Annotated in this window: 16 protein-coding genes; 11 read left to right on the top strand and 5 right to left on the bottom strand. The window is 63.0% G+C overall.

Features of this window, described 5'->3' with window-relative positions; genetic code table 11:
• Positions 1–87 precede the first annotated feature (87 nt).
• The 4 genes from groES to D2V07_RS08790 all read left to right on the top strand — a co-directional run bounded on the left by groES (position 88) and on the right by D2V07_RS08790 (position 5,377).
• Positions 88–375, top strand: a complete 288-nt coding sequence (gene groES / locus D2V07_RS08805; RefSeq protein ID WP_119586592.1) for a co-chaperone GroES — start codon at positions 88–90, stop codon at positions 373–375.
• Between the two features lie 56 nt (positions 376–431).
• Positions 432–2,087 carry a chaperonin GroEL gene (gene groL / locus D2V07_RS08800; RefSeq protein WP_119586591.1) on the top strand — a complete coding sequence of 552 codons (1,656 nt, stop codon included), beginning with the start codon at positions 432–434 and terminating at the stop codon, positions 2,085–2,087.
• A 204-nt stretch (positions 2,088–2,291) separates the two neighbouring features.
• Positions 2,292–2,846, top strand: coding sequence for a biliverdin-producing heme oxygenase (locus tag D2V07_RS08795; protein WP_119586590.1), 555 nt, complete (start codon positions 2,292–2,294; stop codon positions 2,844–2,846).
• Entirely contained in the window at positions 2,843–5,377 is a 2,535-nt protein-coding gene (locus tag D2V07_RS08790; RefSeq protein ID WP_119586589.1) for an HWE histidine kinase domain-containing protein, read from the top strand. The genes D2V07_RS08795 and D2V07_RS08790 overlap by 4 nt, the downstream gene beginning before the upstream one ends.
• A gap of 33 nt (positions 5,378–5,410) precedes the next feature.
• Here the strand turns inward: D2V07_RS08790 and D2V07_RS08785 are convergent, their stop codons facing one another.
• Positions 5,411–5,959, bottom strand: coding sequence for a DUF305 domain-containing protein (locus D2V07_RS08785; protein WP_119586588.1), 549 nt, complete (start codon positions 5,957–5,959; stop codon positions 5,411–5,413).
• Between the two features lie 20 nt (positions 5,960–5,979).
• Complete coding sequence (locus tag D2V07_RS08780) at positions 5,980–6,252, bottom strand: metal-sensitive transcriptional regulator (protein WP_119586587.1); 273 nt, start codon at positions 6,250–6,252, stop codon at positions 5,980–5,982.
• Positions 6,253–6,303: 51 nt separating this feature from the next.
• Here D2V07_RS08780 and D2V07_RS08775 point away from each other — a divergent pair, with 51 nt between their 5' ends.
• The gene (locus D2V07_RS08775; protein WP_119586586.1) at positions 6,304–8,073 is read left to right on the top strand and encodes a copper resistance system multicopper oxidase; all 1,770 of its coding nucleotides are present in this window, start codon (positions 6,304–6,306) and stop codon (positions 8,071–8,073) included.
• Complete coding sequence (locus D2V07_RS08770; RefSeq protein ID WP_119586585.1) at positions 8,073–9,050, top strand: copper resistance protein B; 978 nt, start codon at positions 8,073–8,075, stop codon at positions 9,048–9,050. The genes D2V07_RS08775 and D2V07_RS08770 overlap by 1 nt, the downstream gene beginning before the upstream one ends.
• A gap of 12 nt (positions 9,051–9,062) precedes the next feature.
• Here D2V07_RS08770 and D2V07_RS08765 read toward each other — a convergent pair whose 3' ends face one another.
• A complete protein-coding gene (locus D2V07_RS08765; protein ID WP_119586584.1) occupies positions 9,063–11,336 on the bottom strand; it encodes a DUF305 domain-containing protein in 2,274 nt (757 codons plus the stop codon).
• A 167-nt stretch (positions 11,337–11,503) separates the two neighbouring features.
• On the opposite strand from D2V07_RS08765, the gene D2V07_RS08760 reads away from it, so the two are divergent.
• From D2V07_RS08760 to D2V07_RS08750, 3 genes are all read left to right on the top strand, one after another.
• Complete coding sequence (locus tag D2V07_RS08760; RefSeq protein ID WP_119586583.1) at positions 11,504–12,304, top strand: class I SAM-dependent methyltransferase; 801 nt, start codon at positions 11,504–11,506, stop codon at positions 12,302–12,304.
• An 87-nt stretch (positions 12,305–12,391) separates the two neighbouring features.
• Positions 12,392–12,799 carry a baeRF12 domain-containing protein gene (locus D2V07_RS08755; RefSeq protein ID WP_119586582.1) on the top strand — a complete coding sequence of 136 codons (408 nt, stop codon included), beginning with the start codon at positions 12,392–12,394 and terminating at the stop codon, positions 12,797–12,799.
• A 135-nt stretch (positions 12,800–12,934) separates the two neighbouring features.
• Positions 12,935–13,999 (top strand): serine hydrolase, encoded by a 1,065-nt coding sequence (locus D2V07_RS08750; RefSeq protein ID WP_119586581.1) that lies wholly within the window; start codon positions 12,935–12,937, stop codon positions 13,997–13,999.
• 96 nt (positions 14,000–14,095) lie between these two features.
• Here D2V07_RS08750 and D2V07_RS08745 read toward each other — a convergent pair whose 3' ends face one another.
• Positions 14,096–14,368: a hypothetical protein gene (locus tag D2V07_RS08745; protein ID WP_119586580.1), complete on the bottom strand. Its 273-nt coding sequence runs from the start codon at positions 14,366–14,368 to the stop codon at positions 14,096–14,098.
• A 206-nt stretch (positions 14,369–14,574) separates the two neighbouring features.
• On the opposite strand from D2V07_RS08745, the gene polA reads away from it, so the two are divergent.
• Complete coding sequence (gene polA / locus D2V07_RS08740; protein ID WP_119586579.1) at positions 14,575–17,409, top strand: DNA polymerase I; 2,835 nt, start codon at positions 14,575–14,577, stop codon at positions 17,407–17,409.
• Positions 17,409–18,518, top strand: a complete 1,110-nt coding sequence (locus tag D2V07_RS08735; RefSeq protein ID WP_119586578.1) for a mechanosensitive ion channel family protein — start codon at positions 17,409–17,411, stop codon at positions 18,516–18,518. Before polA ends, D2V07_RS08735 begins: the two co-directional genes overlap by 1 nt.
• Before the next feature lie 131 nt (positions 18,519–18,649).
• Here the strand turns inward: D2V07_RS08735 and D2V07_RS08730 are convergent, their stop codons facing one another.
• Entirely contained in the window at positions 18,650–20,956 is a 2,307-nt protein-coding gene (locus tag D2V07_RS08730; protein WP_119586577.1) for a CDC48 family AAA ATPase, read from the bottom strand.
• Positions 20,957–21,193 lie beyond the last annotated feature (237 nt).

Below are 21,193 nucleotides of genomic sequence, written 5' to 3'. Positions count from 1 at the left end.
GAACGCGCTCCCAAATGCGGGGCGCTGGCACTCCCATGAGGAGAGTGCCAATCGTCACAACTCTAATCATAGGAAGAGGTCATACATATGGCATTCCGTCCGCTGCACGACCGCGTACTGGTCCGCCGCCTCGAAGCCGAAGAAAAAACGGCTGGTGGCATCATCATCCCCGATAGCGCCAAGGAAAAGCCGAGCGAAGGCGAAGTCGTCGCCGTCGGCAATGGCTCCAAGGCCGAAGACGGCACCGTCACCGCCCTCGACGTGAAGGCCGGCGACCGCGTGCTGTTCGGCAAGTGGTCCGGCACCGAAGTCAAGATCGACGGTGAAGACCTGATCATCATGAAGGAAAGCGACATCATGGGTGTGCTGGGCTGATCGCCCGTCTTCCCTGACTGCTTTCCCCCTTCAACGAATTTCCAGGAGAAACGAATATGTCTGCCAAGGACGTCAAATTCGGCCGCGATGCGCGTGAACGCATCCTCAAGGGCGTGGATACGCTCGCCAACGCCGTGAAGGTTACGCTGGGCCCCAAGGGTCGCAACGTCGTGCTCGACAAGAGCTTCGGCGCACCGCGCATCACCAAGGATGGTGTCACCGTCGCCAAGGATATCGAACTGAAGGACAAGTTCGAGAACATGGGCGCGCAGATGATCCGCGAAGTCGCCAGCAAGGCGAACGACTCCGCGGGTGACGGTACCACCACCGCCACCGTGCTGGCCCAGGCCATCGTGCGCGAAGGCATGACCGCAGTTGCCGCTGGCATGAACCCGATGGACCTGAAGCGAGGCATCGACCTCGCCGTGTCCAAGGTGGTTGCAGACCTGCAGGCCCGTTCCAAGGACGTGTCCGGTTCGGAAGAGATCGCCCAGGTCGGCATCATCTCCGCCAACGGCGACCGTGAAGTTGGCGAGAAGATCGCCGAAGCCATGGAAAAGGTCGGCAAGGAAGGCGTGATCACCGTCGACGAAAGCAAGGGCCTCGAATTCGAGCTCGACGTCGTCGAAGGCATGCAGTTCGACCGTGGCTACCTCTCGCCCTACTTCGTCACCAACCCGGAGAAGATGACGGTCGAGCTGGAAAACCCCTACATCCTGATCCACGAAAAGAAGCTTTCGAACCTGCAGGCTATGCTGCCCGTGCTCGAAGCCGTGGTGCAGACCGGGCGTCCGCTGCTGATCATCGCGGAAGACATCGAAGGCGAAGCGCTGGCCACTCTCGTGGTGAACAAGCTGCGTGGCGGCCTGAAGGTTGCCGCCGTGAAGGCACCGGGCTTCGGTGACCGTCGCAAGGCCATGCTGCAGGACATCGCGATCCTCACCAACGGTGAAATGATCAGCGAAGACCTGGGCATCAAGCTGGAAAACGTCGGCCTGTCCATGCTGGGCGAAGCCAAGAGCGTCACCATCGACAAGGACAACACGACCATCGTCGATGGTGCCGGCGATGCCGAAGGCATCAAGGCCCGTGTCGAGCAGATCCGTTCGCAGATCGAAGCAACCACGTCCGACTACGACAAGGAAAAGCTGCAGGAACGTCTGGCCAAGCTGGCTGGCGGTGTTGCCGTGATCAAGGTCGGCGGTGCTTCGGAAGTCGAAGTGAAGGAACGCAAGGACCGCGTCGACGATGCGCTGCACGCTACCCGTGCTGCCGTCGAAGAAGGCATTGTCCCCGGCGGCGGTACTGCACTTCTCTACAGCACCAAGGCGCTGGAAGGCGTCACCGGCGAAAACCATGACCAGACGCGCGGTATCGAAATCGTGCGCCAGGCCATCATGGCTCCGGTCCGCCAGATTGCCACCAACGCCGGCCACGACGGTGCGGTTGTTTCGGGCAACCTGCTTCGTGAGAACGACGAGACGCAGGGCTTCAACGCCGCGACCGACACCTACGAAAACCTCGTGGCTGCTGGCGTGATCGACCCGACCAAGGTCGTGCGCACTGCCCTGCAGGATGCGGCTTCGGTCGCCGGTCTGCTGATCACCACCGAAGCGGCTATCTCGGAAATCCCCGAAGACAAGTCCTCCGGCGGCGGCGGCGGCATGCCCGACATGGGCGGCATGGGCGGCATGGGCGGCATGGGCTTCTAAGCCCCGCTCTCGTCCCGAAGACTAAACAAGAGGCCCGGCAGGAGCGATCCTGCCGGGCCTTTTGCTGCGCGCTCGCCGAAAGTATTTTGGCACTTCCGCCGAGTTGGTGCATTAGATGGCCACGCGACGATGACTTTCCCTCACACAGACAACCAAGCTTCCGCGGCATCGCGGCCTGCAGCGCCTGCTGCGAGGCAGGCGCGCATGCACGGTTTCCGCTTCCGGCTCCGCGAGTCCACGCGGGATGAGCACGACGCGACCGAACGCGCATTCGGACGCTTCGACCTTGCCACGCCTAAAGGCTACGGCCACTTCCTGCTGGCGCACGCAGGGGCACTGGCAGCACTGGAGCCGATGCTTCACCGTGCTGGCTGGACCGGCTGGACTTCGCGAATGGGTCACTTGCAAGCCGATCTCGGCGATCTGGAGATCCAGGCAGCGCCGTGTCCTCAAGAAAATCCCCCTCAATTGCCAACGGATGCCCATGTCTGGGGTGCACAGTATGTTCTGGAAGGCTCGCGGCTAGGGGGCGCTGTGCTTGCACGAACTATCCCGGCTGGCAGCCCCGCCCGGTATCTGAGCGGCGCAGAGAGCGGGCGGCCCGGCAGCACCCGGCCCTGGCAGGAATTTTGCCTTGCGCTAGACGAAGTTGCAAAAGATCAAGGCGAGCCCTGGGAAGACGATGTAGAGCAGGGCGCTCGTACGACTTTCGCGCTTTTCCGGCGCCACGCAAACATCATTTCAGGCTACGATTTTTGACGGAACTCCTACCCCCAGACGCCAAGATCGGGCTGACGAACTGTGATCGCGAACCGATCCACATTCCCGGCGGGATCCAGCCTATCGGATTCCTGCTTGCCCTGAGCGCCGATTGGCTGGTGCAACGCGCGGCGAACACCGTGGATTTCATCGGGATCGAGCCCGAGGAACTGCTGGGGAAGTCCCTGCCCGATGTGTTCGCGAAATCTGCGGTCGACCTCATCCGGGAGCGCCTTGCAATGCTTCGCGGCAAGGATTCGGTCGAGCGGCTGTTTGCCGTTCCGCTGCTGAGCGATGGCAGTCTGTTCGACCTCGCCCTGCACTTCTCGGCGCGGTCCGTGATTCTCGAGGCAGAGCCGTCCAAGGGCGATCAGGTCGAGGTATCTTCTGCCACCCGCAATATCCTTTCGCGGCTCGCCACCAGCCGCGACGTGGACAGCCTGCTCAACGAAGGCGCCCGCCAGGCGCGCGCGCTCCTCGGTTTCGACCGGGTGATGATCTATCGCTTTGCGGACGATGAAAGCGGCGAAGTGGTGGCGCAGTCCGTGGCCCGCGGCTTCGACAGCTTTCTCGGCCTGAATTTCCCCGCCACGGATATCCCCCAGCAGGCGCGCAAGCTCTACGTGCGCAACACCTTTCGCATTATCGGAGATGCCACGGCCGAGCAGGTGCCGATCATGCAGCGCGGTGATGGTGAACCGCTGGACCTGTCGCTATCGCTGTACCGCGCCGTATCGCCGATCCATCTGGAATATCTTCGCAACATGGGCGTGGCGGCCTCGCTTTCCATATCCATCATCGTGAACGGGCGGCTCTGGGGACTGATAGCCTGCCATCATTACGAGCCGCGCATGCCATCCTTCGCGCAGCGCAGCGCGGCGGAACTGTTCGGCCAGATATTCTCGTTGCAGCTGGAAAGCCGCCTGAATGCGGATACGTCGGATTACGAGGCGAAGGCCCGCGATGTCGGCAATCGCGTCATGTCGACCGCGGCGCAGGATCCGCAAAAGCTGCTGGATGCAGAATGGCTCTGGCAGATGATGAACGATGCCATCGAATGCGATGGCCTGATGGTCCACATGGAGGGCGAGATTTCGTCCGCCGGACTTCATCCGGACGAGGCTGCGTTCAAGAAACTGGTGGAGCGCCTCAATACCGAGGACGCACAGGTTATCCATCATTCCCATGAACTGCCGCGCTACCTCGGTGTCGATAGCCTCGACAGCGGAGCCGCGGGATTCCTCGCGATTCCGATCTCCCGGCGTCCGCGCGACTACATGGTGCTGTTTCGTGAAGAGCATCTGCGCTCGGTCCGCTGGGCGGGTGAACAGGCGAAGCATACCAGGCAGACCGACGATGGCGTGGAATTGTCACCGCGCAAGAGTTTCGAGGCCTGGAAACAGACCATCAGCGGCCAATCCCGGCCCTTCACCCCTGCCGAGATCGGCGTGGCTCGCTCCCTGCGAACGTCGCTGCTGGAGATCGTCTTGCGGCTGAGCGAAGCTGCCAGCGAAGAGCGCAAGCGCGCCACCGAACAGCAGAAACTTCTCATCGCCGAACTCAACCACCGCGTGCGCAACATTCTTGCCCTGATCCGCGCGCTGATGTCGCAGACCAAGCGCGAAAGCGGTTCCGTCTCGGACATCGTCGATACGCTGGAAAGCCGGGTGAAAGCGCTGGCGATCGCCCACGATATGCTGACCGCAGAAAACTGGGCCCCGACCCCGCTGCGGACGCTTTTCGAGGTTGAGCTGCAGGCATACATGTCGGCCACGCGGCAGCGCGTGACGATGGACGGACCCGAGACCAGCATTTCGCCCACCGCCATTCCGATCATGGCCCTGGTCATCCACGAACTGGCCACCAACGCCGCGAAATACGGCGCTCTCAGCGACAGTGGCAAGATCGTGCTGACCTGGCATTGCGACGATGAGAAGAACCTAGTCCTGAAATGGCAGGAACAGGGCGGCCCGGTCGTCCAGCAACCCGAGCGGCGCGGTTTCGGGACGACCATCATCACATCCTCGATCCCGCACGAACTGGGCGGCGAGGCGAGCATCGATTACAAGGCGAGCGGTGTCGAAGCCCTTTTCACAATTCCCGCGCGGCACATCGTTGCGCAAGGTGGGAAGAGCGGTGAAGACAAGCCTTCGGAGAGTGACCCGAAGAGCAAGGTCAGCCTTGAGCAGGACAGGATACTGCTGGTAGAAGACAGCATGCTGATCGCGCTGGACGCCGAAGACCAGCTGCTGGAAATGGGCCTGAGCGAAGTGGTCCTGGCTGCAAGCGTGGGGTCCGCCATGAAGGCAATCGAAGAAGGCGTGACCTTGGCCATGCTGGATTTCAACCTGGGCGATCACACCAGTCTGCCCATTGCGGAGAGACTGCGGGAAGAAGGCGTGCCGTTCTTCTTCGCGTCCGGCTATGGGGCGGGCGATGTGATCCCGCCCGAATTCGCGGACGTGCCGGTCATCACCAAGCCCTATGCCAAGGATCAGATCGAACAGGCGATTGCCAAGGTAAAGGGGTAACGCCTTTCGCGGCTTCGCCAGCCTGCCTCGGTTCTATTCTCCGGGCGTGGGCGTGCCAGGGTTCACTTCGGCCTCGAACTCCGGAACGGGTCGCGCCTCGGCCTCTGCCTGCGTGGCGGCGATGCCGTTCTCGTCGATGTCCGCAAGCAGCCAGCGCATTTCATCGATCTCTCGGCGCTGGGCGCGGATGATGTCGTTCGCCAGCTTGCGCACACGTAAGTCCTCTATCCCGGCCCGTTCGCTGGTCATGATGGCGATGGAATGATGCGGGATCATTGCGGACATGTAGTCGCTGTCGTCGATCGTTGCCTGGCTGCGGACGAGGAACAGCGAGAGCGCGAATGTGACCACGGCCACGCCGATGATGATCCAGTTCTTGGCCTTGTTTCGGTACATGCCCCACATGAAGAGGAGCATTACGACTGCCATCACCGCCCCCATCACGAACATCATCCAGAAGCGGGTCTCGCTCCAGAACACGTGGTCGATCACGTAGGTGTTGAGGTACATCAAACCCAGCATGATGACGGTGGAGGTCCCCACCATCGCCATGAAACGCTTGTAATTGCCTTCCTTCTGCATGTTGCCTCCTTCCAGTCGCGTCAGCGCTTTGCCTTCGCAAAAAGGTCCACCAGTTCCCCGAACTTGGCGCGCTGCTCCGCCTCGTCACCCGATGCGATGGCTTCTGCCACGCAGTGCGAGGCGTGGTTCTTCAGGATTTCGTCCTCGGCCTTTGCAAGGGCTGCCTTCACCGCCTGGATCTGGTGCAGGATATCGATGCAATATCGATCCTGCTCCACCATCGCGCGCACGCCGCGCACCTGCCCTTCGATGCGGCCAAGGCGGTTTAACAATGACTTGCTGTGCTGAACCACGGTCCTTCGGCCTTTCTTGAAATACCCCCCCAGGGTATGTAGTTGTGGGACATGACACAACCCCCCCGGTTCTCACCCCGGATTTCCCGGCGCGGCTTGCTTGGCACAGGCGCGCTTGCCGCAGCCGGTCTTGCCATTCCTGCGTGGGCGCGCGGGCAGTCACTGACACATGCGGGCAAAGGCTTTGGCGAGCTTTCGGGCAACACCATCAACCTTTCGATCGGAAACCACCACTTCAGCACCGGCGGGCGCAGCGGCCATGCCATCGCCGTGAACGGCACAGTGCCCGGCCCGCTCATTCGCTTGCGCGAGGGGCAGGACGTAACGCTCAACGTCACCAACAACCTCGACGAGGACTCCTCGATCCACTGGCACGGCCTGCTGTTGCCGTTCCAGTTCGACGGTGTGCCCGGTGTTAGCTTCCCCGGCATCCGTCCGGGCGAGACCTTTACCTACCGCTTCCCCATTCGCCAGACCGGCACCTACTGGTGGCACAGCCATTCGGGCCTGCAGGAACAGGCGGGTCATTATGGTCCCATCGTGATCGAGGGCGAGCACGCCAATCACATGCCGGACCGGCGTTATGACCGGGATTATGTGGTGCTGCTGAGCGAATTCACCCCGCGCCACCCGCATGAAATCGCGCGGATGCTGGCGGTGGGGGAACATTACTTCAACCGGCAGATGATGACGGTGGGCAGCGGCGAGATGAGCCTGGAAGACCGCCTGATGTGGGGCGCGATGCGGATGAACCCGCGCGACATCTCGGACGTGACTGGCGCGACCTATACATACCTCGTCAATGGTCACGGTCCGGCGGACAATCTTGAATTCATGTTCGGGCCGGGTGAGCGCGTGCGGCTGCGCATCATCAACGGCTCGGCCATGACTTTCTTCAACGTGCGCATACCCGGCGTGGCGATGCAGGTGATCGCAGCCGACGGGCAGGAGATCGTACCGGTCGAGGTGGATGAATTCCAGATCGGCACCGCCGAGACCTATGACGTGATCGTCTCCCCGTTCGATGGTAGCCACGCCCTCGTGGCGGAGGCAATGGATCGCTCCGGCATGGGCATGGCCAGCCTCACTTCGCACGCGGGCCATCGCGCGACGCCGCCACCGCTACGCGAACCGGTAACACTGACCATGGCCGACATGGGAATGGCCGGAGGCATGGGCGACATGGATCACTCCGGCCACGGCAACATGACGAAGATGGACCACGGCACCATGCAATCCGACGACGGCATGAACCATTCCATGCGCGATACCTCGCTGCTGCCGCCCGATGTGAAGGTCAGCCCAGGTATCGACATGGTTGCGCCGATGCCGGTGGACCGGATGGACTTTCCCGGCCTTGGCCTCGACAGCGTCGATCACCGCGTGCTGCGCTATACCGACCTGAAGGCCAAGAACGCCAACCCACACCGCATGCCAACGCGCAGTCTGGAGATTCACCTTACCGGCAATATGGAACGGTACATGTGGTCGTTCGACGGCAAGCAATTCAGCGCCGTAACCGACGAACCCATCCGCTTCGGCTATGATGAGCGGGTGCGGGTCAAGCTGGTGAACGACACCATGATGGCGCACCCGATTCACCTGCACGGCCATTTCTTCGAACTGGTGAACGGTGCCGGGATGACGAACCAGCCGCTGAAGCACACCGTCGTGGTGCAACCCGGCAGCACCGCCACGTTCGACCTGACGGCCAACGAGCCGGGCGACTGGGCTTTCCACTGCCACCTGCTCTACCACATGCACGCCGGCATGATGCAGACCGTCACCGTGCGGCCATTCCCGGAAGAGGCTGACGCGTGATGCGCACCCTGTTATTCGCCGGTGCGGCGCTGATCGCTTCCCCCGCCGCCGCGCAGGATCACTCGGCCCATGAAGAGCATCGGGATCCGGTGCAGGAGACAGACCATTCGGCACATGAGGCCATGGAGCATTCCCAGCACAGGGTGGAGCAGCAGGACGAAGCGACGCCGGACCATCCGCAGCACGGCGCGATGAATCATTCATCGATGGATCACGGCGAAATGGACATTCCGGCCGGCCCGCCCCCGCCGCGTGCTTTCGAAGGGCCAGAACATGCCGCCGAAATGTACTTCGACGCGGACCGCCTTGCTGCCGCCCGCGCGTACAACCGCATCGCCCATGGTCGGATGACAACCGGCAGGCTGCTGGCCGAACGGCTGGAAGCGCGTCTTTCCGACGGGCACGATGCCTACCTGTGGGACGTGAGCGCCTGGTATGGCACCGCGACAGACAAGATCGTGTTCAAGACCGAAGGCGAGGGAAATCTGGACGGCGGCGCTATCGACGATGCCGAAATGCAGCTGCTGTGGGGCCATGCTATCGGCCCCTTCGTGGACCTGCAGGCCGGGATGCGCGTCGACATCGAGCCCGAGTCCGCCGCCCACCTTGCCGTCGGCGTTGCGGGCCTTGCGCCTTACATGATCCATTTCGATGCCGCCGCATTCGTCTCCGACGAGGGTGATCTCACCGCCCGCATTGAAGCCGAGCATGACATGAAATTCACGCAGCGGCTGATCCTGCAACCGCGTATGGAGGCAGAGCTATCCGCGCAGGATATTCCCGAGCGGGGGATCGGCAGCGGTCTTTCGAAGATCGAGGTCGGGGCACGGCTGCGCTACGAAATCGCGCGCGAATTAGCACCCTACATCGGCGTGGAATACGAAGCAGCCACTGGCGGCACGGCAGACTACATCCGCGCCGCCGGGGATGATCCCGACGGCGTGGCTGTCCTGCTTGGCCTGCGCTTCTGGTTCTAGCGCTAGAAGGGCCTAGCCGCCCATCCGGCTTTCCTCGACCGCTTCCAGCACCTCTTCGCTCCAGGTGACCGGATACTGCGTCTGCGGGTTGAACACCCCATCGCGGTAGCTGGCAGCTTCGGCAGCGGCGATCTCGGCGGCGGTCAGGTGCTCGCTCGGCTCCAGCGCGAAGACGTCGATCCCGCGCGCGATCTCGGTCGCGTATATGCGTCCGTTATACCAGTAGGCCGACCAGTAACCGGCAGTGACGAGCTGGTCCTTGTCAACCGGCCCACGGTCGAAATAGGCGATCTCGAACGGGTTTGCGGGATCGGTGAAATCGATCACCGAGATACCGCCCTGGTACCACGCCTGCACGAAGATGTTACGCCCCGGTACCGGGATGATCGAACCGTTGTGCGCGACACAGTTTTCGGTTTCGCCCTGCGGCGCAGGCAGCTTGAAAGTGCCGCGATATTCCAGCTGGCCATCGACCACCGCATAGAAAGCATTGGCGCCCCAGTTGCGCGGATCGCTGGCCTGGCAGCGCGGACGGCCGCCACCGCCCCATTCGTCGGTGAACAGCACGATGTCGCCGGTGTTGTTGAACGTCGCAGAGTGCCAGTAGGCAAAGCCCGGATCGACGACCTCGTCCTTGCGCACGGGGTTCAGGGGATCGGAAATGTCGAAGATGATGCCGTTCCCCGAACAGGCGCCTGCCGCGAGGTTCAGTGCAGGGAAAACGGTGATGTCGTGGCACTGGTCGGTGCGACGGGTGTCCTGCGTATCCTCCCCATGGTCACCGCCGAGCCACAGGCCGCCAAGCCGACCGGTTTCGGGATCGGCGAAGACGCGCGGGCTCGATACGATGCGCGATGCAGCGGGGTTCGCGAGGGGAATCTCGATCACGTCGATGCTGAACAGCGCGGTACGGGTATCGCCCGGCACGTCCCCCACGCAGAACTCCAGCTCCTCGCTCTCGCGCACGGAACCGGTGCCCGAATTGTAGACGATCAGGCTGTCATCGGTCTGGGTGACAAGAGAATGGGTGTGGCTGCCACGGCAGGTCTGCACCTGGCCCACCTGACGCGGGCGGGTGATATCGGAAATGTCGAATATTCGCAGGCCGCGGAAGCGATCCTCGCTCACCCGCTCCGTGACGCCCTCGAGGCCGCAGTCGGTCCGTCCGCGGGTTTCCTCCACGCTCATGATCAGGATATCGCCAGCGATCGAGACGTCACCCTGACCGCCGGGGCAGACAACGCTGCTGACCAGCGTCGGCACGCCGTCCTCGCCCAGGCGATAGGCGTTGAAACCATGATAGCTGCCCGCCACCATCAAGTCGCCGGAGAAGGCGATATCGGTGTTGGAGAAGCTCAGCATCCCCCCGCGCTCGGCAAAGCGGGGCTCGGGTTCTTCCTCGCCATCTTCCCCGGCATCGGCTGCATCCATGCCGGCATGTCCGGCGTGGCCTGCATGTTCATCGGCAGGCGTGGCATCTTCGCCGGCTTCCTCGTCCTCGTCATTGTCGATGCGCGGACGCAGGTCGCCGGGATTTTCGGGATCGAAGAAGCCCGCGGGTTTGCGCAGGAAAGCGACGTGGCGAAGGTTGCTGATCGCTTCCTCCGCGTCGAACACGCCGGCCGCCAGGGTGGCGCGCGGGTCGTCGGACAGGTTGGCGAGTACGGCGTTCATGCGCTCGATCTCGGCGTTCTGGTCGTTCACCACTTCGCTGGTGAAATCGTACATCAGCGGGTCCGCCGCAGTGCCGCGCTGGTCGAGCAGTTCGCGCACCATCGTGACCGCGCCCTGGTGGTGGCGCACCATCATTTCGAGGAACTGGCGATCGAATGCAGTGCCGCGCGCATCGGCGAGCGCCTGCATCTGCTCGGGCGTTGCCATGCCGGCCATGCCAGAATGCCCCGCATGGCCCATTCCAGCCATGTCGAGTGGCTCGCTCCGGTTGGAAAGCCAGTCGCGCATGAATTTCATCTCATCCGCCTGCGATGCGGTGATGCGGCCAGAAACAGCCAGGATTTCCGGCGTATTGGTGCGCTCCTCCACCAGGGCGGACATGTCCACCGCCTGCTGGTGGTGGACGATCATGCCCTGCATGAAAGCAACGTCTGCCGGGGAATAGCCATTGCGCGCTAGGTCGGTCGCCTCGTCTTCGCTCAGCGTGCGCGGTTCTGCACCGATGGGGCCAGGCAGCACGATGGACACGTCCTGCGCGGAAACGGCGGCAGCACTGGCAAGCAGGATGGCGGCGAGCGACGCGCCGGTCGCCAGGCGAATTCGATTTGTCATGTCTGAAGCGATTCCCGAAACTGGTTTCTCTCGAACCCATTAGGGCCCGGAAACACGCCGCTCGTCAAGCGTGGACCTTGGCCCTTGCCCGGTTGATCGCCGCGCTTGCCGGGCGCGGGCCTTGGCAGTAGCTTGCGCGCCAGAGGATAAACGGGAGGAATTGATCGATGCGCAACGCCATTTTCGCAGGCGCCCTGCTGGTCGCACTTGGGGGCTGTAGCGGCGGAGAGGCCGACACCGCCGAACCGCAGGACGAAGCCACCAGCTACACGGCACGCCAGTACATGCAGTCCGTCAACGACATCGCCCGCCTGGACGACCAGCAATATGATGAGGCGCGCAAGCCGGGCGAGCTGCTGGCTTTCGCCCAGATCGACAAGGGCGAGGTCGTCGGCGATTACGTGATGGGCGGCGGATACATCACGCGGCTGCTGGCAACAGCGGTTGGCGCGAATGGCAAGGTCTACGCGTTCCAGCCCGAGGAATTCATCGCCTTCAACGCAGACTACGCGGATCAGCAGGACGCCGCCGTTGCCCCATATTCGGATGACAATGGCAACCCGGTAAGGGTCTTTCCGCTGCGCGGGCCGCTGGTCGAGCCGGGCTGGCCCGAACCGCTCGACACGATCATCACGGTCATGAATTTCCACGACCTGTACCTCACCGACTTTCCCGAAGGCACGGCGAGCGAGGGGGTGCAGATGCTCTACGATGCGCTGAAGCCTGGCGGAACGCTGGTTGTCGTGGATCACCTGGCCCAGGAAGGGGGCGGCGCGATGGCCGCGAATGAAGAGCACCGGATGGACCGCCAGCTGGCGCTGGACGCGCTGACCGGCGCGGGCTTCACGCTGGAGGAGGAATCCGACCTCTATTCCAACCCGGATGACCCGCGCACCGCCAATGTGTTCGACGATTCCATCCGCGGTCAGACGGACCAGTTTGCCTGGCGCCTGCGCAAGCCTGAATAGCCGCGCCTGCGGGGCCCGGTTCGGGGCACGATTCCGGCTCCTGCCCGTTGGGTTCATGAGACAACCAATTGGCAGGAGAGAACCCCAATGAAAGTTCCGCACAAGGCCCACGTCGCGCTGGTCGATGGAGAGCGTTTCGTACTGCTTCGCAACGATGGACAGATCTTCGAGCCGAAGCTGTCCAAGGTTGCCGAGCCAGACCTGAACGCCACCAATTTCAGTGCCGGGGTCAAGCACCAGGATACTGCCAGCCAGATGAGCGGCAACACCGACCTCAACGAACTGGCGCACGGTGCCGCCGCGGCGGAGTGGTTGAACAGCAAGGCCATCGCTGGCGAATTCGAGGAACTGGTGGTGATCGCCGATCCCAAGACCCTGGGCGAAATGCGCCGCCACTATCACGTCGAACTGGAAAAGCGGCTGGTGGGTGAACTGGACAAGGCGCTGACCCACGAGCCACTTGATCGGATCGAGAAGGTGCTCGCAAACGCTTGATTGCGGCCTTGTTTCCGCCGCAATACCGGTTTCCCGCTCAACGTGTCGCCAATCCCGCGCAATTCATCGCGTCGGGATCGCCAGCGGTTGTGTTATTAAGCAATTGATAAGCACGTTTCTGGCAACGTGAGATTTATGGATAGATCGGTAATTGCACGAATTGTTGCGCCCCTCGCGCTGGCCCTTGCTCCCTTTGCAAGCGCGCCAGCGCAGGCGCAGAACCTTGAAAGCGCTTTCGACAGCGCGTTTGGCACAGAGGTCCGCGAACCTCCGCAGTTCCTCGCCGACCCACAAACTCCGCTCGAACGCCGCATCGCGCAGGTTGCCGATGGCAGCGATGGGCGTATTGGTGTGGCAGCGATCGATCTCGCCACCGGCGAACAGGTCTCTGTTCTGGGCGATCAGCGCTTCCCGATGGCATCCACCAGCAAGATAGCCATTGCCGCTACCTTCCTCGAAGGGGTGGATCAGGGCCGGTGGAGCCTGACCAGCGAATTCCCCCTGCTCTGGGCCGTGCGGTCGCAGCGCTTTTCGACCCGCGTCGCCCCGGTGCGCGAGGGTGAATACATGGCGGCCCACCAGTTGATCGACCTGATGATCACGCGCAGCTCCAATCCGGCCACCGATGCCCTGCTGGCAGCCGTTGGCGGCCCTGCTGCGGTCAACGACTGGGCGCGCCGCGCGGGCCTGAACGATTTCAGCCTCGACCGCGATATCGCCACGCTCGTGCGCGACGATGGCGAGTTCGACCCCACCTACCATATCGACCTGCGCGATAGCGCCACGCCCGAAACGATGGCCCGCCTTCTGGCAGGCATCTACCAGGGGGAGTGGCTGAGTGCGGAGAGCCGCGATGTCATTCTCGATGCGATGGAGCGCTGCCGCACCGGGCGCAACCGTATTCGCGGCATGATGCCCGAAGGCGTCAGCGTGGCGCACAAGACGGGCACGCTAAACCGCATGGCAGGCGACATCGGCATCATCGAGATGCCGGATGGCCGCGCGATTGCTTTGGCGATCTACGTCACCGGGCAGAGCGCATCGCAGGCACACGAGAATGCCAACAAGTCAGAGGCGCGCCGCCTGCGGGATTCGCGCATCGCGTCAATCGCGCGCGCGCTCTACGATGGTTACGCCGAACGCAGCGACGGACGCCAGTTTGCCAACGCCCGGCACTCACCCGTTTCGGCTTCCCGTTAACTTTCGACCAAAGCCACTTGCGCGAAACCAAAGAAAAAGGGCGTGGCCATCGCTGGCCACGCCCTCTGTTCTGTTAGCCTGAACGGCTGCGAACGATTACTGCGCAGCAGTTTCGTCGGTAGCTTCGTCCTGCATTTCGGCGCCAGCTTCTTCAACTTCGGCACCGGCTTCGGCCATGCCTTCGTCCATGGTAGCTTCGGCATCGGCGGTAGCGTCTTCAACGCCTTCACCCATGGCTTCCATGTTGGCTTCGGTGTCAGCCGCAGCATTTTCCATGGTGGCTTCGGCGGAATCTTCGGTGCCTTCCGAGCAAGCGGCCAGGGTCAGGGCGCCAGCAGCAGCGGCAGCGACGAGAGCGATCTTACGCATAGGTATAAATCCTTGAATTGCATAAATTTTGGAAGAGGCGTCTCGCCTGTCCCGAAGCCGGCCTTCCCGCCAGCTCTAATGCCTAAATAATGCCACATTTGCCCTCGCGCAAGCATATTGTGGCACAAATGCGGCGAACCGATGGCAGCAACAAGGCACGATCTTTGGTGCTTACAGGCGGCGAACGCCCATGCTAGCAGGCGAAAATGGCCGATAAACAGCATCTCTACCTGGTCGATGGTTCGGCCTATATCTTCCGCGCATACCACCGCCTGCCGCCGCTCACCAATCCTGAAGGGACACCCGTGGGCGCGGTCTATGGCTATACCACGATGCTGTGGAAGCTGGCGGAAGACCTCGACAAAGCCGTGGGGCCGACCCACCTCGCGGTGATTCTCGACAAATCGAGCCACAGTTTTCGCAATGAGATATACAGCGAATACAAGGCCCATCGCCCCGATCCGCCGGAAGATCTGGTGCCGCAGTTCCCGCTGATTCGCGATGCGACCCGCGCTTTCAGCCTGCCCTGTATCGAGGAACCTGGCGTGGAGGCGGACGACATGATCGCCACCTACGCCCGCGCCGCGCAGCGGGAGGGGTGGGACGTTACCATCGTATCGAGCGACAAGGACCTGATGCAGCTGGTAGGCGAAGTCGACGGCGCCAAGATCGACATGCTCGACACGATGAAGAACGCGCGCATCTACATCGAGGAGGTCGAGGAGAAATTCGGCGTGCCGCCCGAGAAGGTGGGCGATGTCCTGGCGCTGATGGGCGATTCGGTCGACAACATTCCCGGCATCTTCGGTGTCGGTCCCAAGACGGCCAGCAAGCTGATTGCCGAACACGGCAGCCTCACCGCCGCGCTCGATGCGGCGGAGGGCATGAAGGCTTCCAAGCTGAAGGAGCGCCTGATCGAGCACCGCGCCGATGCGGAGCTTTCGCGTGTGCTGGTAACCTTACGTGAAGACTGCCCGATCCCCCAGCCGCTGGATGAATTCAAGCTCGACGGCGTGCCGCCCGAACCGCTGGCGAAGTTCCTCGAGACGCACGGTTTCGCCAGCCTGCTACGCCGCCTCGATGCGGGGACCGGCAGCCCAGACCGTACAAACGATCTCAATCCCGCCAAGGCCGACAACAAGGGCGCCGATGCCTCGCCGGACGGCAATCGCCAGCCGCTGCCCGAATGGCCGGAGGTCGATCGCTCCGTCTACGAATGCGTGCAGACGATGGAGCGTCTGGAACACTGGATCGAACGCGCCTTTGCCGCGCGGCTGGTGGCGGTCGATACCGAGACGAGCGATCTCGACTGCATGCTCTGCGATCTCGTCGGCTTCAGCCTCGCGCTGGGTCCGAACGATGCCTGCTACGTCCCGCTGGCGCACGGCAGCGACGACATGTTCGGCGAAACGCCCACCCAGATAGACCGCGCCGCCGCCCTCGCCGCGATCAAGCCGCTGCTGGAAAGCGACGCGGTGCTGAAGGTAGGGCAGAACATCAAGTACGACCTCAACGTGCTGGCCCGCAACGGCATCAACGTTGCGCCGATCCACGATACGATGGTCATCAGCTTCGCGATGGACGCCGGACGCGAGGAAAGCGGCATCGGCGGCGGGCACGGAATGGACGAACTGGCAGAGCGCCACCTGGGGCACACCTGCCTCAAGTTCAAGGACATCTGCGGAACCGGCAAGAAGGCGATACCCTTTGGCCAGGTGCCACTGGACAAGGCCACCGAATACGCGGCCGAAGATGCCGACGTGACCTGGCGCCTCTACCAGCATCTCTACCGGCGCCTGCCGCTGGAAGGTGCGGCGCGCATCTATGAACGGGTCGACCGCCCGTTGATCCCGGTGGTCGCGGCGATGGAGCGCGAGGGTATCAAGGTGGACCGCGCGGCATTGTCCCGCCTCTCCGAACAATTTGCCGAGACCACCGCCCGCATCGAGAAGGAAATCCACGAGCAGGCCGGCGAGGAATTCACCATCGGCAGCCCCAAGCAGCTGGGGGAAGTGCTGTTCGACAAGATGGGTTACAAGGGCGGGCGCAAGGGCAAGAGCGGCCAGTACTCGACCGACCAGGCCATTCTGGAAAAGCTGTCGCAGCAGGGCGCGACAATCGCCGACAAGGTGCTGGAATACCGCCAGCTCTCGAAGCTGAAATCGACCTATACCGATGCCCTGCAGACGGCGATCAACCCGAACACCAGCCGTGTGCACACTAGCTATTCACTGGTGGGCGCGCAGACGGGGCGGCTTTCATCCACCGATCCCAACCTGCAGAACATTCCCATCCGCACCGAGATCGGTCGCGAGATCCGCAAGGCTTTTGTGCCGGAGGCGGGCAACGTGCTGCTCGCCGCCGACTATTCGCAGATCGAACTTCGCCTTGCCGCGCACATGGCCGATGTACCGGAACTGCGCGAAGCCTTTGCCGAAGGCGAGGATATCCACGCGCGCACGGCACGGGAGATGTACGGCGAGGTCGACCGCGACACACGCGCCAAGGCCAAGACCATCAATTTCGCCATCCTCTACGGCATTTCTCGCTGGGGCCTTGCCGGGCGCCTGGGTGTCGAGCCGGACGAGGCGCAGGAGGTGATCGACACCTATTTCAAGCGCTTCCCCGGTATCCAGAACTACATCCACCAGACGCTGGAGACGGTGCGGGCGAAAGGCTATTCGGAAACGCTGTTCGGTCGCAAGACGTGGTTCCCGCGGATCAACTCCAGGAACCAGGCGGAACGACAGGGCAGCGAGCGTGCCGCCATCAATGCGCCTATCCAGGGTACCAGCGCCGACATTATCAAGCGCGCGATGGCCCGGATGCTGCCCGCGCTGCGCGAAGCGGACCTGGGCCACGTGCGCATGCTGCTGCAGGTGCATGACGAGCTGGTGTTCGAACTGCCCGAAACAGACGTGGCGGCTGCCTCTCCCGTGATCGAGAAAGTCATGGCGGAAGCCGCACTGCCCGCTGTCGAACTCAGCGTGCCGCTAGGGATAGAGATCGGCACCGGGGAAAGCTGGGATGCCGCGCACTGATGGCTGATTTCCTCCAACCACTGCGCGAGGCGATACCCGACGGTTGGGAGACCTGGTTCGTCGCGGCGCTGGCTGCGGGTGTCGGCGTGCTGCTGGCGCTGGTCATCCATTACGTGGTGTTCCGCGTGCTGAGAAAGATCGCGGGTTCGAGCGACAGCACCGCGGACAATATCGTCGTCCGGCACCTCGCCCGCCCCAGCAAGTGGGCCATGGTGGCACTGGGGATCGTGCTGGCAGCACGGGAAGTTCCCGCACTTGACGTCGCGTGGGAGAAGATCGCCGGTTTCGTGATGCCCGCACTGATCGGCTGGATCGCGCTTGCCATCATGCGCGCACTTGTGGCGGCAATGGAACTGCGCGCCGATATCGACGTGGCGGACAATCTTTCCGCCCGCCGCCGCCGCACGCGCCTCGCCATTTTCAGCCGCATCGGCACTTTCCTGATCATTTTCATTACCATCGGCCTGATGCTGCTCTCGATTCCGGGCGTGCGCGATATCGGGGTGACGTTGATGGCCTCTGCCGGGCTCGCCGCCCTTGCCGTGGGTGCAGCCGCGCAGCCTGCGCTGAAGGCCTTGATCGGCGGACTGCAAATGGCGCTGACAGAACCCATCCGCATCGACGATGTCGTGATCATCGACGGCGAATGGGGCAAGATCGAGGATATCCGGACCACCTATGTGATCGTGCGCGTGTGGGACGAGCGGCGACTGGTGGTGCCGGTGAACAAGTTCCTGGAGGAAACCTTCCAGAACTGGACCCGCAAGGGATCGGAACTGCTCGGAACCGTTTTCCTCCACCTCGACCCGCTGGCCGATGTCGAGCGCCTGCGCGCGGAATTCGAGCGACAGGTGATCGCGAACGAGAACTGGGACAAGCGCGTGAAGGCCGTGCAGGTAACGGAGACAACGCTCGATTCCATGGAGTTGCGCCTGCTGATGAGCGCGCGCAACGCATCCGAGGCCTTCGACCTACGATGCCAGATCCGCGAGGGAATGCTGGCCTTCATCCGCGAGAACATGCCCGAAGCCATCGCCATGCGCCGCGTTGCTTCGGCTGCCGAAGCCATCTGGGAAGCGGGCGAGCCAGGAATGGATACGAGTAGTTAGTCTCTGTAATCGTCGAGCGAGAAACGGCGCGTCGTCTGCGCGCCGCAAGGGCGAACGGCCGCCCCGCAGCGGGCGCAGCTCTGCTGCGCGTCTAGCGAGGATGTGAGCGCGCAGGCGCTCACACAAACCTGCTAATGCTTGGACTCGCGCGTGCTCTCCACCATGCCTTCCGTAATGAAGCCGATGGGGTTCACTTCCAGCGCGCGCTTCTTCAGCTCGCCCTTCATCTTCTTGTATTCTTCTTCCATCTTGGGCGTGACGGTGGGGCGCGAATCCTTCAGCGCTTCCTCGAAATCCGCTTTCGTCACCTTCTCGGGCGAACCCTGCGTCCGGCGGATGGCGTTAAGGCCCGCGCGGCGCACCACGTCTTCCAGATCGGCACCGGTGAAACGTTCGGCCTCACCAGCCACAGCGGACAGGTCCACGTCGTCGGCCAGCGGCATGGCGGAGGTGTGAATCTTGAGGATATGCTCGCGTCCGGCCTGGTCCGGCGCGCCGACATAGACGAGCTCGTCGAACCGGCCAGGGCGTAGCAGCGCGGGATCGACCAGCGTAGGCCGGTTGGTTGCGCCGATCACCACGATGGAAGACATTTCCTCCATCCCGTCCATCTCCGCCAGGATCGTGTTGACGACGCGTGCCGTCACCTGCGGTTCGTTGGCTGACGATCCGCGCGCAGGTACGAGACTGTCGATCTCGTCGATGAAGATGACGCAAGGCGCCACCGCGCGGGCGCGGGCGAACATCTTGGCGATCTGCTGCTCGCTCTCGCCGTACCACTTGGAAAGCAGGTCGCTGCTCTTGATCGAGATGAAGTTGGCCTCCGCCTCTTTTGCCACGGCCTTGGCCAGCAGCGTCTTGCCGGTGCCGGGAGGGCCGTAAAGCAGGAAGCCCTTGGCCGGGCGGATACCCAGCGATTCGAACGCGCGCGGGTTCTTCAGCGGCAGTTCGACGCCTTCCTTCAAAGAAGAAATGGCCTCGTCGAGGCCGCCGAGGTCTTCCCAGCCCACGGTCGGGGCCTGCACCATCACCTCGCGCATGGCGCTCGGCTGCACGCGCTTCAGCGCTTCGCGGAAGTCGTTCTTCTCGACGCACAGTTCCTCGAGCACCTCGGCGGGTATTTCGCGTGCGTCGAGATCAAGCTTTGGCATGATCCGCCGCACCGCCTCGATCGCGGCCTCTCGCGCCAGCGCGGCAATATCCGCGCCCACGAAGCCATGGGTGGAGCGCGACAGTTCGCCAAGGTCTACACCCTCGCCCAGCGGCATCCCGCGGGTGTGGATGGCGAGGATTTCGCGCCTGCCGCTTTCGTCGGGAACGCCGATCACGATTTCGCGGTCGAAGCGGCCCGGACGGCGCAATGCCTCGTCGATGGCGTCGGGGCGGTTGGTGGCGGCGATTACAACGAGGTTGGAGCGGGCCTGCAGCCCCTCCATCAGCGTGAGAAGCTGGGCGACGAGACGCTTCTCCGCCTCGCCCTGCACGCGCTCACGCTTGGGCGCGATGGAATCGACCTCGTCGATAAAGACGATGGCAGGCTGGCTGCGCTCGGCTTCTTCGAACACTTCGCGCAGGCGCTTTTCGGATTCGCCATAGGCGCTGCCCATGATCTCGGGCCCGTTGATGGTGAAGAACTCGGCGTCCGATTCGTTCGCCACGGCCTGTGCCAGCCGGGTCTTGCCGGTTCCGGGCGGTCCGTGGAGCAGCACGCCCTTGGGCGGATCCACGCCAAGGCGCGTGAACAGTTCGGGGTAGCGCAGCGGCAGTTCCACCATCTCGCGCAGGGCCTTGATGGTCTCGTCCATCCCGCCGACATCGTCATAGTTGATGAGCCCGCGCGCATCGCGGGGTTCCTCGAACTCGGTGCGCAGTTCCACCTCGGTATTCTCGTCGATATGGACGAAGCCCTTGGGGCTGGTGGAGACGACCTGCAGGCGGATTTGTGTCAGGGCATAAGCCGGCGCGTTGAACATGCGCCGCACCTCGGGCGGCACGTTCTGCACCGGCTGCTGGCCATGCGTGGCGACCAGATCGCCGGTGGTCAGGGGCTGCTTGAAGAATACCTTCTTCAGCGCCTCGCTGGGGCCATGCAGGCGCATTTCACGGCGCGCGGGGGCGAAAACGACGCGCGTGGCGGGCTTGGTCTCGGCGCGCCGCACGATCACGTGCTCGCCGCTGGACGTTTCGGCATTGCCGCGCTGCAGCCCGTCGAGGCGGATGACATCGAGCGCCTCGTCCTCGTCATAGCTGGGTACGGCCACGGCCAGGGTGGATCGCTTGCCTTCGATCTCCACCGCATCGCCTTCGGTAATGCCCAGTTTCTGGAAGGCCGTGCGCGGCATGCGTACAACGCCCCTGCCCGATTCTTCCTGACGGGCGGCGGCGACCTGCAGCCTTACCGTTCCCTCTTCAACTTTCGCTGTGTCCGCTTCGGCCATGCCTGCTCTCGTCCTCTCGGTATTCACCTACGCTGCGGACCTAGGAAGCGCCCGCCCGTATTGCAAACCTGTCAGCGGCGGAATCGTGCCGGAAAGATGCCTGCGCAAAGGCCACGCATACGGCGGACAAAAAAAGGCCCGGTCGTTGCCGACCGGGCCCTGGAAGTTTTGGGAGAGGATGCCTGAAAGGCAGGGAGAGATATGTTCGAATCCACGCCATCTCGCAAGTGCGAAAAG

The sequence above is a fragment of the Aurantiacibacter zhengii genome (assembly GCF_003584125.1).
GTDB classification, from domain to species: domain Bacteria; phylum Pseudomonadota; class Alphaproteobacteria; order Sphingomonadales; family Sphingomonadaceae; genus Alteraurantiacibacter; species Alteraurantiacibacter zhengii.
The sequence above is the reverse complement of the archived record's forward strand: the minus strand, read 5'-3'. Positions and strand labels throughout refer to the sequence as shown.

Bases quoted from the DNA above. Each gene is read 5' to 3' on its own strand.
- D2V07_RS08745 (WP_119586580.1), bottom strand. From the start codon at position 14,368: ATGCGTAAGATCGCTCTCGTCGCTGCCGCTGCTGCTGGCGCCCTGACC.
- D2V07_RS08775 (WP_119586586.1), top strand. From the start codon at position 6,304: ATGACACAACCCCCCCGGTTCTCACCCCGGATTTCCCGGCGCGGCTTG.
- D2V07_RS08765 (WP_119586584.1), bottom strand. From the start codon at position 11,336: ATGACAAATCGAATTCGCCTGGCGACCGGCGCGTCGCTCGCCGCCATC.
- D2V07_RS08770 (WP_119586585.1), top strand. From the start codon at position 8,073: ATGCGCACCCTGTTATTCGCCGGTGCGGCGCTGATCGCTTCCCCCGCC.
- D2V07_RS08785 (WP_119586588.1), bottom strand. From the start codon at position 5,959: ATGCAGAAGGAAGGCAATTACAAGCGTTTCATGGCGATGGTGGGGACC.
- groL (WP_119586591.1), top strand. From the start codon at position 432: ATGTCTGCCAAGGACGTCAAATTCGGCCGCGATGCGCGTGAACGCATC.
- D2V07_RS08730 (WP_119586577.1), bottom strand. From the start codon at position 20,956: ATGGCCGAAGCGGACACAGCGAAAGTTGAAGAGGGAACGGTAAGGCTG.
- D2V07_RS08755 (WP_119586582.1), top strand. From the start codon at position 12,392: ATGAAAGTTCCGCACAAGGCCCACGTCGCGCTGGTCGATGGAGAGCGT.
- groES (WP_119586592.1), top strand. From the start codon at position 88: ATGGCATTCCGTCCGCTGCACGACCGCGTACTGGTCCGCCGCCTCGAA.
- D2V07_RS08735 (WP_119586578.1), top strand. From the start codon at position 17,409: ATGGCTGATTTCCTCCAACCACTGCGCGAGGCGATACCCGACGGTTGG.
- D2V07_RS08760 (WP_119586583.1), top strand. From the start codon at position 11,504: ATGCGCAACGCCATTTTCGCAGGCGCCCTGCTGGTCGCACTTGGGGGC.
- polA (WP_119586579.1), top strand. From the start codon at position 14,575: ATGGCCGATAAACAGCATCTCTACCTGGTCGATGGTTCGGCCTATATC.
- D2V07_RS08795 (WP_119586590.1), top strand. From the start codon at position 2,292: ATGCACGGTTTCCGCTTCCGGCTCCGCGAGTCCACGCGGGATGAGCAC.
- D2V07_RS08750 (WP_119586581.1), top strand. From the start codon at position 12,935: ATGGATAGATCGGTAATTGCACGAATTGTTGCGCCCCTCGCGCTGGCC.